Here is a 13,792-nt window from a genome sequence, read left to right as displayed (position 1 = left end):
GAGCCGTACACCGGGGCGTTGGCGAGGGTGTCCACCCAGTACTGGCCGCCGTTCGACGGGGGCGTGGTCGGCGTGGTCGGCGTGGTCGGCGGCGGAGGCCCGGAGCCGCACGGAGGCGGTGCCGGGGCGGTCGCCCTGCTGCCGGCGCCCGGACGGGCCACGACGCCCGGGCACGCCCGGGCGACCGGCGGGCGGTCCGTCCCGGGCCTGCGGTTCGGCCGGGCCGCGGCGTGCACGTCCTCTGTGGCCCGTACCGGCCTCCACCGCTGCCGGGGCGTCCGGCGGGCGGGGAGAGGAGGCCACCGTGCGCACTGAGCCGCTCCGCCCCGCCGGGCCGACCCGCCGGCCGCTACGCCTCGCCGTGGGCCATCTTGATCAGGCGGTCCAGCACCTTGCCGCCGCTCACCCGGAGGCCGTCGTGCTCCCACTCGTTGGTGATCCAGGTCCGCAGTCCGCGCACCGCGCGGGCGGTCTCCAGCGAGTCGGCGGTGTCCACGTACATGTCGTCGTGGTAGACCGCCGCCACGACCGGCACGGTGTTGGCGGCCAGCCGCGCCCGGTCGTACAGGTCGGGCCAGTCGGTGCGGGCGGCGAGCAGCTCCGCGGTCTCCTTCAGCGGGCGCAGCGCCGGGTCGGTGTCGAACATCCAGGGGTAGATCATCTCCCCGGTGAACAGCACCGGCGCGTCGGACTCCAGCGCGGCCCGGGCGTCGAACTGCGGGAACTCCTTGCGGACCCGCTCGGCCGCCCAGGCGGTGCCGCCCTGGTCCACCGACCGCTGGCCGTAGATCGACTCGTGCAGCACCGCGTACAGCGGTCCGCCCGCGAAGGAGAGCTGCGCCTGGGCGCCGGCCAGGAAGGTGTCGGAGAGCTCGGGCCCGGCCGGGCCCTCCACCCAGGCCTCCTCCACCAGGTAGTGGAGCGTGCCGGAGCCGTTGCCGCCGCCGAGCAGCAGGCCGAGCACCTGGAACGCCTCGACGGTGAGCAGCCCGCCGTCCGGCAGGGTCGCGGGGGAGTCGGCGAGGTGGGCGGCGATCCGGCGCACCGCCTGGACGTCCTGCGGGAACCGGGCGTAGTGGTCCTCGTTCTTGCGGACCACTCGCGGGTAAGCGGCGCGGTAGACGTCGTCGGCCGAGCTGCCGAGGCCGGCGAGGCCACCGGTGATGAAGGCCTCGGTCAGGCCCTCGGGGGCGATGGAGAGGTAGGTGAGGGTGCAGAAGCCGCCGAAGCTCTGGCCGAGCACGCTCCAGCGCTGGTCGGCGCCGAGCAGCCGCTCGCGGATCAGCTCGGCGTCCCGGACGATCGAGTCCGCGCGGAAGTGGGCCAGGTAGTCCGCCTGCTCCTGCGGGCCGCCGCGTCGGGCGAGCGTCTGCCGGGTCGCGGGGGTGGACCGCCCGGTGCCGCGCTGGTCGAGCAGGAGCACCCGGTAGTCGTCCAGGGCGCGCTCCAGCCAGGCGTCCCGGCCGAGCGGGCGGGCGGCCTTGCCGCCCGGCCCGCCCTGCAGGAAGACCAGCCAGGGCAGGTCGTCCCGCTCGCGGCCTGCGGCCACCACCTCGCGGGCGTACACCTCGATCTGCTCGCCCTGCGGAGCGGCGTGGTCGAGCGGCAGCTGGAACACGTGGTCGGTCGTGACAATCCCGGGCAGCCGGCTGATGGTGGACATGCAACTCCTCGGTCTCTGCTGGTCACAGCGGTGGCGTCGCGGTTCACGGGGTCACCGGGTGCGGGGGCCGCGACCCCCGCACCGTATCCTGGCCGCGGTCGAGCGCCGGTTCGACCGCCCCGTCCGTCCGACCGGAGCGCCGACCCCGGCCGAGGCCCGGCCCGAGCGGCTCCGACGGCGGCCAGGAAGACGGGCCGCCGACTCCGGACACGCATCCGTGACGCGCCCGCGGCGAGGCCCCGGTGACGTTCCGACGGGCGTGGTACGACCGCCGAACAGAGCCGTCCGACCAGCGGCGCAGCGGCGGGGCGTGACCTGGCGGTGGTGCGCGGCGTTCACCCCGGGGGCCTGCGCCCGGTTCGGGCGGGTCGATCGCCGGGCGGTGCGGCCCGGCCGCCCGGGCACCGGCAGCGGTCGGTGACCGCGTGCGGCACCACCACCGGTCGCCACCACGCGGTCGGACGGCCCGGCGGACGCGGGCCTAGGGGGAAGGGTGTCGCCGGCAGGCCGGGGCGCCGGACCTGACGGCGCGACGGGCACGGCGACGGGCCCGGAACGAAGGCGCGGCGCGCCGGTACCGGCCCGGTACCGAGCACCGCATGGCACGACCCGCCACCGGGTACGGCCAGACACGGCACACCCGCCGGTGGGACAGCCCCGCCGGCCCGGCACCATCAGCACGCGATCGAGCATGCTCGCGGCCCACCGGCCTGACCCGGCCACCGGACCGCCGAGGGGAGGAGAGTCCGGTGACCGCCATGAGGCCACCACAGGCCATGCCGGCCGAGAGCGTGGTCGGCGCGCCGCCCAGGCCGGTGGGCCGCCCCGACCAGGCCCCGGGGGCCGGGCCCGCGGGCGCACCGGTCGGTCCGGGCCGGCCCACGGCCCCGCCGCGCCCGCAGCCGCCCGCCGTCCACCACGCGGTGATCTGCGTCAACGCCCCGGCGATGGCCGCCTCCGGTCCCGACGGCCAGCTGCGCGGCCACGGTCTGCACGGCTTCTACCGCAACGGCGTCCGGGTGCTCGCCCGGATGGAACTGCGGCTGGGCGGAATGGAGCCGCTGCCGCTCCAGGGCACCCTGACCAGCACCGCCCAGGCCCGCTTCCTGGGTGCCGTCCGCGTCCCCGGCGACCTCGACCCGGACCCGGCGCTCACCGTCGAGCGGCTGCGCCACGCGGACGGCGTGGAGACCGTGGTGGTGCGCAACACCGGTCCGCGGCCCGCCCGGCTGCCCCTGGAGATAGCCCTCGGCACCGACCTCGGCCCGGTCGCCGAGATCGCCGCCGGGCACCGTCAGCCCGACCTGCCCGGCCAGGTGCAGTCCGCCGGGCTGCGCTGGACGGGGCCGGTGCACAGTGCCGTGGTCAGCGCCCAACCCTCCCCGCACGCCGTCCTGGCCGGCGCCGGCGTGCTCCGCTGGGACCTGGAGGTCCAGCCCGGCGCCCGCTGGTCGGTCGAGCTGCACACCGAACTGGAGAGCGCCGCCGGCGGTCCGCGCCCGCCGGGCGGCCGCGGCACCGGCGTCCCGCTGCCCTGGTCCGAGCCGGAGGTCCGCAGCGACGACACCCGGGCCGCCCCGCTGGTCTCCCGCTCGCTGGACGCCCTCGGGGGGCTGCTGTTCGCCGACCCAGACCGTCCGACCGACCTCTACCCGGCCTCCGGGGCGCCCTGGCGCTTCGGCCTCGCCCCGGCCGACGCGCTCTGGGCCGCCCGGCTGACCCTGCCGCTCGGCACCCGGCTGGCCGCCGGCACCCTCCGGGCGCTGGCCCGCCGTCAGCAGCTCGGCCCCGCCCCGGGCCGCACCGAGGGCCTGCTGCCCGGCGCCCTGCGCCACGGCGGCCCCGAGCTGCCGCCCACCTGCACCGCCACCGAGGCCACCCTGCTGTTCGTCACCGTGCTGGCCGAGGCCTGGCGCTGGGGCCTGCCCCCGGCGGAGGTCGCCGAGCTGCTCCCGGCCGCCGAGCGGGCCCTGGCCGCCCTGCGCGAGGGCCTGGTCGACGGCTTCGTCACCGACCTGAGCCGCCCGGCCGAAGAGCGCTCCGCCCATCCGGTCGCCGCCCGCGCCGAGGTCCAGGCGCAGGCCCACCGCGCCGCCCTGCACGGGGCCGAGCTGCTGGAGGCCTTCGGCCGGCCGGGCGCCGAGGACTGGCGGGGCTGGGCCGCCGCGCTGCGCGGGCGCTTCCGCGAGCGGTTCTGGGTCGACGACCTGTCCGGCGGCCGGCCCGCGGCCGGGCTGGCCCCGGGCGGCCAGCAGCTGCCCGCCGTCGCCTCCTCCCTGGTGCACCTGCTGGACACCGGGCTCGCGGTCGACGGCGGCCGGCACGAGAGCCTGCTGGACCGCGAGCAGACCCGGCTGCTCGCCCAGCGCCTCGTCGCGCCCGAGCTGGACAACGGCTGGGGCCTGCGCACCCTGAGCGCCAAGTCCCCCCGCTTCAACCCGCTGGGCCACCGGGGCGGTGCGGTGCGGGTGCACGAGACGGCGCTGGCGGTGGCCGGGCTGGCCGAGGCCGGTCACGAGAACGAGGCCGGCGCCCTGTTGGAGGGCCTGCTCGCCGCGAGCGCCCACTTCGAGGGGCGGCTGCCGGAGATGTACGCGGGGGAGCAGCGCACCCCAGGCTGCCCGCCGGTGCCGCACCCCGCCGCCTGCCGCCCGGCGGCGGTCTCCGCGGCCGGTGCCGTGCACGCGGTGTTCGCCCTCGCCGGGGTCCGGCCCGACGTCCCGGGCGGCCGGGTGCTGGTCCGCCCGGCCAGCACCGCACCGCTCGGCGAGCTGGAGCTGACCGGTCTGCGGGTGGCGGGCGAGCCCTTCTCCGTCCGGGTGAGCCGGATCGGCGTGGCGATGGTGGAGGAGGCGTCCACGGACCTGCAGCTCGTCGCCCACTGAGCCCGCCGCGGTGCGTCGATGCCCCGGCGTCCCGGTCACGGGTGTCGGTGGCCGGTGTCGGTGACGCCGAGTCACCGGCACCGGGCCCGCCCACTCCCGGCCGTGCGGGGGGCGTCGGCCCCGGACGTCCACGCACGGGCCTGTGCTTATCGTCAGAGAGACGACTATGATCGTGACCATGTCGCGTTACGATCCGTCGGCCTTCCCCCCGTTCGCTGTCACGGTTGACCTGGTGGTGCTGACGGTGCGCGACCACTCGCTCTGCGCCCTGCTGGTCAGACGGGGCGAGCCGCCGTTCCAGGGGTACTGGGCGCTGCCCGGCGGGTTCGTCCGCCCGGACGAGGGCCTGGCCGAGGCCGCCTCCCGCGAGCTCGCCGAGGAAACCGGCCTGCGCGCCCACACCGCCCCCGGCCACGAGGCGGTCGGCCCCGGCGCGGCCGGTGCTCACCTGGAGCAGCTCGCCACCTACGGCCACCCGCAGCGCGACCCCCGGATGCGCGTGGTCAGCGTCGCCTACCTGGTGCTCGCCCCCGACCTGCCGACGCCCCGGGCCGGCGGTGACGCCAGCAGCGCCCGCTGGGCCCCGGTCGGCGAACTCCTCGGCGAGAACCCGGCCGACGGCGTCCCGCTCGCGTTCGACCACGGCCTGATCCTCGCCGAAGGCGTGGAACGCGCCCGCTCCAAGATCGAGTACTCCTCCCTCGCCACCGCCTTCTGCCCGACCGAGTTCACCGTCGGCGAGCTGCGCCGGGTCTACGAGGCGGTCTGGGGCGTGGTGCTGGACCCGCGGAACTTCCACCGCAAGGTCACCGGCACCCCCGGCTTCCTGCTGCCCTCGGGTGGCACGACGACCCGTCAGGGCGGCCGCCCGGCCCAGCTGTTCACCGCCGGCGGCGCCACCGTCCTCAACCCGCCCATGCTCCGCCCGGAGTCCTGAGCCCCCGCCGACCCCGCCCGGCCGCCCGGACCGGGGCCCGGAGTCGCCCGTCTGCGGTGACCAGGGCAGCCGAGTGGCCCGGCCTGGTTGCGGCCCCGGGGAAAGCGGCGCCGGCGTCCTGAGCCCCCCACTGGACTGCGCGCCTGGCCCCCTGGCGCCGGAGCCGCCCCGCCGTGGCCAGGGTGGCCGCACGGGCCGGTGTGGTTGCGGCCCTGGGGCTGGCGGTGCCCTCGTCCCGAACTCGCTCATGCCGTCCGGCGTCCTGAGCCCCGGCCGGCCCAGTGCCCGGCCCACCTGGACCCGGGGCCCGGAGTCGCCCGTCTGCGGTGACCTGGGTGTCCGGACGGACCGGTCCGGCTGCGGACGCAGGGACGGTGGTGCCACCGTTCTGAACCCGTCCGCGTTCCGTCCGGCGTCCGGAGCTCCGCCCGCGGCGGCCCGGGCAGCCGAATGGGCCAGCCTGGCTGCGGCCTCGGGGGTGGCGGCGGACTACCGGAGCCTGGACGAGACCACCACCGCCACGGAGAGGGAGCTGGCGGCACTGCAGGCCGGGCACGCGGCGCCCGAGGCGATCGCCGCGGTGGAGGAACGGTTGGCCGCCGAGCGGGAGCGGCTGGGCGAGATCACGGTCGAGGGGCGGGCCGCGGTCGACGAGTTCCACGCGCAGTGCGGCGGCGAGCAGCTCCCGCCTCCGCCCTGGCCCCCTCGGTGAGAACCGCACCCCTGCGCCGGGCGAGCTGCTCCGCCCGGCCGGCGTCGGCCGGAGCCCCGGAACGGGCTGACCGCCTGTGAATCGCAGGATCGGATTGTCCCCTGATCGGGTGAGGTGGGCATCCGGCGGGCCCGTGCCGTTCCCGTAATGCCCGGAATAGCCGTCGCCGCCCCCTAATGTGCTGGCGCGGAGCCGCGCGGGTGCATGCCCGCCCGTCAGGGCGCTCCGTGTCCAGCAGGTCGGCCGAGGGCATGGGAGCAGCCAGCGATGATCCAGATCACCGGACTGACCAAGGTCTACCGCAGGGGCGCTCCGCCCGCGGTGCTCGACCTGACCTTCGACGCCCGGCCCGGCACGGTGACCGCACTGCTCGGTGCCGAGGGGGCGGGCAAGTCCACCGCGCTGCGGCTGATGCTCGAACTCGAACGCGGCCAGGGCGTCACGCTCTTCGGCGGCCGCCCGTACCGCCGGCTGCGCCACCCCGAGCGCGAGGTCGGGGTGCTGCTGCCCGGCACCGGGGAGGCCGCGGCGGTCGGACACCCGGGCCGCAAGGCGCGCAGCCACCTGCGGATGCTCGCCGCGGCCGTCGGCGTCCCGGCCCGGCGGGCCGACGAACTGCTGGAGCAGACCCGGCTGGCCGCCGTCGCCGGGCAGCGGCTGCGCACCTTCTCGCCCGGCATGCACCGCCGGATGGCCCTGGCCGCCGCCCTGCTCGGCGACCCCGGCGCGCTGCTGCTGGACGGGCCCGCCGACGGCCTGTCGCCGCGCAACGTCGAGTGGTTCCACTCCTTCCTGCGCTCCTTCGGCGCCGCCGGCGGAACGGTGCTGGTGACCACCCGCAGCCCGCAGGAGGCCTCGCAGCTCGCGGACCGGGTGGTCACCCTGGACCGCGGCCGACTGGTGGCCGACCAGCCGGTCGCGGAGTTCCGGCGGACCAGGCTCAGCCCTGAAGTGGCCGTCCGGGGGCCGCAGATGGCGCGGCTGGCGGATCTGCTGGTCAGCCAGGGGGCGGAGGTCCGGCGGGACGGCAGCGTGGGTCTCGCGGTGGCGGGCATCGACCGCACCGAGATCGGCGAACTCGCCTACCGCCACGGGATCCTGTTGCACGAACTGGCCGACCGGGTGGTCGAGCAGCCAGCGCCGCGGGTCGTCCTGCCGGTCGGCTCGGGCCGCTCCGGCAACCTCCGCCTCCAGCCCGAACCCGAGGCCGACCCGGGCCCGGAGCCGTCCCTGGAACCGGGCCCCGAGCCGGTCGCCGAGCCGGCCCCGGGTGAAGCCGTGACGGCCCCCGCCGAGCCCGCGACGCCCCCGACCCCGGCAGAGCCGGCCGCCGCCGCCACCGAGACCGGCTCCACCGCCGAGGCCACCACCGTCCCGAAGCGCAGCGCTGCCCGCCGCCCCCGGGAGGACGGCTCCCTGCCCACCCGCGCCCTGCCCGTCGTCGCCGCCCTCCCCGCCGCCGCGCTCCCCGTCCTCGGCTCGGCCGGCCGCCGCCCCGAGCCCGCCGGCCGCCGGCCCGAGCCGACCACGGAGACCGGGACCGCCGCCACCGCCGAACCCGTCCCCACCGTCGCCGTCGACCGGCTCTTCCGCGACGACCCGGCCCCGCCCCTGGAGCCCGCCCGGGTCCGGCCTCCGGGCCGCCGGATGAGCGCGGCCGACCTGCGCACCGACGACACCGTCCGGCTCCGCCGCCCCGCCTCGGGCGCGACCGCCGTCCGGGCGTCCGCCGCGAAGCCCCCGGCCGCGAAACCCCCGGTCGTGCAGGCCCCTGCCGCGCAGGCCCCAACCCCCGTCCAGGCGTCCACCCCCGCCATCCCCGCAGCCCCCGCCACCCCCGACGACCACCGGAGCGAGTGAACCGTGCGTGTCCTGGCCTACGAGCTGCGCCGCCTGCGCGGCCTGCGTTCCACCTGGCTGCTGCTCGCCGCCGTGCTGCTCGGCGATGCCGCCGTGGCCGCCGTCCTGGCGAGCCACGCCCCGGACGGCCCGCTGGCCGCCCCGGCCGGGGCACGGCTGCTGACCGCCGCCGTCCCGCTGGTCCCGCTGCCCTTCGCGGCGCTCGGTGCCGGGGTGCTGGGCGCGCTCTCGTACGGGCACGAGGTGCGCCACCCGGGGCTGCCGGCCTCGCAGGTGTCGTACCCGCGCCGGGTGCGGCTGCTGCTGGCCAAGCTGCTGGTGATCGGCCCGGTGGCGGCGCTGCTGGCGCTGGCCACCCTGCTGCTCGACACGGTGGCCGTGCACCTCGCGCTGCCGGACGGCGTCACCGTGGCGGCCTGGGCGGACCCGGCCGCGCTGTCGGACCGGGTGTCCGAGGCGCTGGCCGGCGCCGGGGTCGCCGGGCTGTCCGACCTGCCGGGCGTCCTCGCCCCGCTGGGGCTGGTGGCCGGCCACGGGATGCCCGCCGCGCTGCTGGCCTTCGTCCTGCTCACCGTGGTGGCGGGCTGGACCGGCGTGCTGACCGCCTCGCTGACCCGCAGCGCCGCGGCCGGGGTGCTGCTGCTGTGCGCGCTGCCGCCGCTGCTGGAGTCCGGCGCCGCGCTGCTGCTGCGCCACACCGGCAGGCCGTGGCCGGCCCGGGCGGCCGAGCTGCTGCCGTTCCAGTCCGGGATCGAGTGGGCCTACGGCTGGGTGTACGGCGGTGGCGCGCAGGAGGCGACGGCCGGTGGCGCGGCGCTGAGCGATCCGGCACTGCTCGCCGCGGTTTCGGCCCCCGCGGCGCTCCTGCTGCTCGCCGCGCTGCTGGTCCAGGCCCGCCGCCGCGCCCTGTAGCGCCGTACCGCCCGGCGGGGCCCGCCCGGCGCCACCAGCCCGTGGCCCAATGCCGCCGCCAGGCTCCCGATGCCGCCCTGCCCGGGAGTTCCAAGATCGACCAGCAGTGACCGTAATGCGCGGTTCTTCCTGATAAGAAGTCAATTATCCAGTCGCGGCCGATCACCCTTTCGTGTGCTTTTCACGAGAATTCTCAAGCCACGCCTGCCGATCGCCGACAAAGGAGGCGTGAGTACCCTTGCGCACCCCACCATGACCCCCGCCCGTTCCGCCGATGGGCCCATCCACGGTCCCGGCGACCTGGACCGCTTCTCGTACGCCGACCGGCCGACCCCGCCGGCCCCCCGCTGGGAGGGCGCCGAGTCCGACATCGGCCGGGTCGGCCGGAAGACCACCAGCAGCCGCGGCCGCGGCCTGCACGGCCAGCTGGTCCAGCAGCTCGGCCAGATGATCGTCTCCGGCGATCTCGGCGCCGACCGCCCGCTGGTGCCCGAGGAGATCGGCCAGCGGTTCGAGGTCTCCCGGACCGTCGTCCGCGAGTCGCTGCGCGTCCTGGAGGCCAAGGGCCTGGTCAGCGCCCGGCCGAACGTCGGCACCCGGGTCCGCCCGGTCGGCGACTGGAACCTGCTGGACCCGGACATCATCGAGTGGCGCGCCTTCGGCCCGCAGCGGGACGAGCAGCGCCGGGAGCTGTTCGAGCTCCGCTGGGCGATCGAGCCGCTGGCCGCCCGGCTCGCCGCCGGCCACGGCCGGGAGGACGTCCAGCAGCGGCTGGTGGAGCTGGTCGAGATCATGGGCCACGCCGCCTCCCAGGCCGACCTGTCCACCTACACCCGGGCCGATGCCGAGCTGCACGGCCTGGTCCTCCAGGTGGGCGGCAACCGGATGCTGGAGCACCTCTCCGGGATCGTCGCCTGCGCGCTGCAGGTCTCGGGCGGTCCGGCGATCTCCTGCGAGCGGCCCTCCGAGGCCTCGGTCGGCCTGCACGCCCGGCTGGTGGACGCGCTGGGCGCCGGCGACGGCACCGCGGGCGAGGCCGCGATGCGGGCCCTGCTCACCGTCCATCCCGAGATCGAGCCGTCCGTCCCCGCGCCCAGGGAGCACTGAACGGGCTGTTTCCACGAGCGGAGGCGCCGGACGGCGGCGGTCCGCTCCGCCAGGGCCCTCCGGCCGCACCGCGCGGCGCAGCCGGAGGGCCTTCGCACGCCGCCACCCGCCGGTCGGCCACACCCGGGCGCCTGCCGGTCGGCCGCACCGGGCAGCTGCAGGGCGGCCGGACCCGGGCGGCGGTGAAGGACCCGATCGGCCGTGGCGCAGAGGGCCGGCCGTGGAGGAGGCGGACGGCGGCGGCCGCCGGCCCCGGCAGCCGAAACCCGGGAAAGCCCGCCCGGAAAGCGGGTCGGCGAATGGCCGGCCCATTTCCGGACCCGTCCATGACAACGGTTCGCCCCACCGGCGCGCGATGATGGAAGCGGCCCCGGGTCGCGGGCGCCAGGTGGTGTGACCCGCGACACGAAGGCCATGCGTAACACTTGACGAGTAGCAGCGATGTGTCCTGAGCGGAAGCAGCTCCGGAATACTCCAACATGTCAGAATGCTGTGTTGGTCCGCGGCGCTGCTGCCGTCCTGCAAACCCAGTCCTCAAGCCCGAGTCGGTCGGAATCGACACCGCGCGCCCGACGCGCGATCTCCTTCCCCGCCCGCTCGGGCGGCCGGTACGGGTTCGAGTCCACTCATCGTCCGAGAGGTTGTTCGTGTCGGCCAGCACATCCCGTTCGCTTCCCCCCGAGATCGCGGAGTCCGCAGCTCTGCTGGCGCTCATCGAGCGGGGCAAGGCCCAGGGGCAGATCGCCGGTGACGACGTGCGCCAGGCGTTCGAGGCGGACCAGATCCCGGTCACCAAGTGGAAGAACGTCATGCGCAGCCTCAACCAGGTGCTGATTGAGGAGGGGGTGGACCTCATGGTCAGCGCGGCCGAACCGGCCGGCGCCAAGCGCAAGAGCGTTGCTGCCAAGAGCCCCACCAAGCGCACCGCCACCAAGGCTGTCACCACCCGGACCCCGGCCGCCCCGTCGGCCCCGACCAAGCCGCCCGTGCGGATCGCCCCCGGCGCTCCCGTCGCGGCTCCGGCCGTCGCCGCCGCGGCGGCCCCGGCCCCCACCGTCTCCGCCGACATCACCGTCGAGACGACGACCGTCGTCACCGAGGTGAAGGCCGCTCCGGCGAAGAAGGCGGCCCCGGCCAAGAAGGCCGCCGCCAAGAAGACCGCCGCGCCGGCCAAGAAGACCGCCGCCAAGAAGACCGCCGCCGGCAAGGCCGCCAAGGGCGACGAGGAGCTGCTCGGCGAGGAGGAGCTGCTCGAGGACGTCGCGCTGCCCGGCGACAAGGCCGAGCCCGAGGGCACCGGTCCGGAGGAGGAGTCGGAGGGCTTCGTCCTCTCCGACGACGACGAGGACGACGCGCCGGCCCAGCAGGTCGCCGTCGCCGGTGCCACCGCCGACCCGGTCAAGGACTACCTGAAGCAGATCGGCAAGGTCCCGCTGCTCAACGCCGAGCAGGAGGTCGAGCTCGCCAAGCGCATCGAGGCCGGCCTGTTCGCCGAGGACAAGCTCTCGGCCGCCGACAAGCTCGCCCCGAAGCTCAAGCGCGAGCTGGAGATCATCGCCGAGGACGGCCGCCGGGCCAAGAACCACCTGCTGGAGGCCAACCTCCGCCTGGTGGTCTCGCTGGCCAAGCGCTACACCGGTCGCGGCATGCTCTTCCTGGACCTGATCCAGGAGGGCAACCTCGGTCTGATCCGTGCGGTCGAGAAGTTCGACTACACCAAGGGCTACAAGTTCTCGACCTACGCCACCTGGTGGATCCGCCAGGCGATCACCCGCGCCATGGCCGACCAGGCCCGCACCATCCGCATCCCGGTGCACATGGTCGAGGTCATCAACAAGCTGGCCCGCGTCCAGCGCCAGATGCTCCAGGACCTGGGCCGCGAGCCCACCCCGGAGGAGCTGGCCAAGGAGCTCGACATGACCCCCGAGAAGGTCATCGAGGTCCAGAAGTACGGCCGCGAGCCGATCTCGCTGCACACCCCGCTCGGCGAGGACGGCGACAGCGAGTTCGGTGACCTGATCGAGGACTCCGAGGCGGTCGTCCCGGCCGACGCGGTCTCCTTCACCCTGCTCCAGGAGCAGCTGCACTCGGTGCTGGACACCCTGTCCGAGCGCGAGGCGGGCGTGGTCTCGATGCGCTTCGGCCTGACCGACGGCCAGCCGAAGACGCTGGACGAGATCGGCAAGGTGTACGGGGTCACCCGTGAGCGCATCCGCCAGATCGAGTCGAAGACCATGTCGAAGCTGCGCCACCCGTCGCGCTCCCAGGTGCTGCGCGACTACCTGGACTGATCGACGGCAGTCGTCCCGCGCGAAGGCCCGGAGCCCCACGGCTCCGGGCCTTCGTGGCTGTCCGGGGCCGGGCGTGTCAGCGTCCGGGTGGCCGTTGTCCCTCGTCCGGGTGGCGGCGCGGCGGGAACCGGTCGCAGCGCGTAGCCGGTCACCTACGCTGTGCCGGTTGCCTGCTTCCGAGCCCCCTGGAGTCACGGTGCCGACCGAGCCGGACCGCACAGACCTGCCGACGACCACCCCGTTCCCGGCGGACCTCGCCGACCCGGCCGATCCGGCCGACGTCCGGGCGGGCCGCCGCCGCAGGGCCGCCGTGCTGGCGCTGCTCGCCGCCGTGCCCGTCCCGCTGGTCGCGCTCGGCACCGCGGCGCCGGCCGAGGCGCAGCGCCGGGTGGTCGGCGGCACCGCGGTGAGCACCGCGGACCACCCGTGGATCGTGGCGCTCGCCAGCCGCCAGCAGTTCGGCAGCGGCCGTTCCGGCCAGTTCTGCGGGGGTGCGCTGGTCACCCCGACCAAGGTGGTCACGGCCGCGCACTGCTTCTACGACGAGGGCCGGGGCCGGGTGGAGCGGCCGGGCCTCAAGGTGATCGTCGGCCGGGACGACATGCGCGGCTCGGCCGGGCGGGAGGTGGCGGTGCGCTCGGTCTGGGTCCACCCCGACTACTCCTTCACCGCCAACATGAACGACGTCGCGGTGCTCACCCTCGCCGAGTCCCAGGGCGCCCGGCCGGTGGTCGAGCTGGTCGGCCAGGGCGAGACCGCGCCGTACGCGGCCGGGACCACGACGCAGGTGTACGGCTGGGGCGACACCACCGGGCGGGGCGACTACTCGCCCACGCTGCGCGGGGTGTCCGTGCCGATCGTGCCGGACCACACCTGTGCGCAGGCCTATCCGGGCGGGCAGGACGGGAAGTTCGACGCCCGGGGCATGGTCTGCGCGGGCGAGGAGCGCGGCGGCAAGGACGCCTGCCAGGGCGACAGCGGCGGTCCGATGATCGTCGACGGCCGACTGGTCGGACTGGTCTCCTGGGGGACGGGCTGCGCCGAGGCGGCCCACCCGGGCGTCTACACCAGGGTGTCCTCGGTCGCGGACGCGGTGCGCTCGGTGCTGTGAACACCCGGGGAGGCGGTGCGCCCGGCGCCGTGGACGCCCGTGGAGGGGGCGTGCCCGGCGCCGCGGGCATCGCGGTGGGTGAGCGCCCGGTCACGGGCCGGGGGCGGGATCTGACGGCCCGTCGGCCGCCCCGGCCTGGGCCCGCGCGGGGCCGGGGAGTGCGCCCCGGGGTACAGCAGAGCCGGGCGGCCGGCCCCCGAGGGGGTCAGCCGCCCGGCTCACCGGTCGCAGAAGGCCGGACGACGGCGAGGTCGTGGGAGACGAACAGGAAGGCGACGCCCAGCCGTTCGCGCAGCTCCATCAGCAGGTTGAGC

General features: G+C 76.3%; 10 protein-coding genes. 9 read left to right on the top strand and 1 reads right to left on the bottom strand.

What is annotated here, in order from left to right; genetic code table 11:
* Positions 1-315: hypothetical protein (locus ABZW03_RS25130; RefSeq protein WP_355262428.1), on the top strand; the 315-nt coding region annotated here is incomplete at its 5' end.
* Positions 316-349: 34 nt separating this feature from the next.
* Here the strand turns inward: ABZW03_RS25130 and ABZW03_RS25125 are convergent.
* Entirely contained in the window at positions 350-1,663 is a 1,314-nt protein-coding gene (locus tag ABZW03_RS25125; protein ID WP_355262425.1) for an alpha/beta fold hydrolase, read from the bottom strand.
* A 758-nt stretch (positions 1,664-2,421) separates the two neighbouring features.
* On the opposite strand from ABZW03_RS25125, the gene ABZW03_RS25120 reads away from it, so the two are divergent.
* The 8 genes from ABZW03_RS25120 to ABZW03_RS25085 all read left to right on the top strand — a co-directional run bounded on the left by ABZW03_RS25120 (position 2,422) and on the right by ABZW03_RS25085 (position 13,478).
* On the top strand, positions 2,422-4,548 hold the full coding sequence (locus tag ABZW03_RS25120) for a glycogen debranching N-terminal domain-containing protein (protein WP_355262431.1): 2,127 nt from the start codon (positions 2,422-2,424) through the stop codon (positions 4,546-4,548).
* Positions 4,549-4,726: 178 nt separating this feature from the next.
* Positions 4,727-5,485: an NUDIX domain-containing protein gene (locus ABZW03_RS25115; protein ID WP_355262422.1), complete on the top strand. Its 759-nt coding sequence runs from the start codon at positions 4,727-4,729 to the stop codon at positions 5,483-5,485.
* Between the two features lie 478 nt (positions 5,486-5,963).
* Positions 5,964-6,197: a hypothetical protein gene (locus ABZW03_RS25110; protein WP_355262419.1), complete on the top strand. Its 234-nt coding sequence runs from the start codon at positions 5,964-5,966 to the stop codon at positions 6,195-6,197.
* 267 nt (positions 6,198-6,464) lie between these two features.
* Complete coding sequence (locus tag ABZW03_RS25105) at positions 6,465-8,057, top strand: ATP-binding cassette domain-containing protein (RefSeq protein WP_355262416.1); 1,593 nt, start codon at positions 6,465-6,467, stop codon at positions 8,055-8,057.
* 3 nt (positions 8,058-8,060) lie between these two features.
* On the top strand, positions 8,061-8,969 hold the full coding sequence (locus tag ABZW03_RS25100; RefSeq protein WP_355262413.1) for a hypothetical protein: 909 nt from the start codon (positions 8,061-8,063) through the stop codon (positions 8,967-8,969).
* A 174-nt stretch (positions 8,970-9,143) separates the two neighbouring features.
* Positions 9,144-10,076, top strand: coding sequence for a FadR/GntR family transcriptional regulator (locus tag ABZW03_RS25095; protein WP_355262410.1), 933 nt, complete (start codon positions 9,144-9,146; stop codon positions 10,074-10,076).
* A 641-nt stretch (positions 10,077-10,717) separates the two neighbouring features.
* On the top strand, positions 10,718-12,367 hold the full coding sequence (locus tag ABZW03_RS25090; RefSeq protein WP_355262408.1) for an RNA polymerase sigma factor: 1,650 nt from the start codon (positions 10,718-10,720) through the stop codon (positions 12,365-12,367).
* Positions 12,368-12,563: 196 nt separating this feature from the next.
* Positions 12,564-13,478, top strand: coding sequence for a serine protease (locus ABZW03_RS25085; RefSeq protein ID WP_355262405.1), 915 nt, complete (start codon positions 12,564-12,566; stop codon positions 13,476-13,478).
* The last annotated feature ends 314 nt before the right edge of the window (positions 13,479-13,792 follow it).

Origin of the sequence: Kitasatospora sp. NPDC004799 (genome assembly GCF_040609095.1) — a bacterium.
Taxonomy (GTDB): Bacteria; Actinomycetota; Actinomycetes; order Streptomycetales; family Streptomycetaceae; genus Kitasatospora.
This window is presented reverse-complemented; position numbering and strand designations above follow the sequence as displayed.

Bases quoted from the DNA above. Each gene is read 5' to 3' on its own strand.
- ABZW03_RS25125 (WP_355262425.1), bottom strand. From the start codon at position 1,663: ATGTCCACCATCAGCCGGCTGCCCGGGATTGTCACGACCGACCACGTG.
- ABZW03_RS25120 (WP_355262431.1), top strand. From the start codon at position 2,422: ATGAGGCCACCACAGGCCATGCCGGCCGAGAGCGTGGTCGGCGCGCCG.
- ABZW03_RS25115 (WP_355262422.1), top strand. From the start codon at position 4,727: ATGTCGCGTTACGATCCGTCGGCCTTCCCCCCGTTCGCTGTCACGGTT.
- ABZW03_RS25105 (WP_355262416.1), top strand. From the start codon at position 6,465: ATGATCCAGATCACCGGACTGACCAAGGTCTACCGCAGGGGCGCTCCG.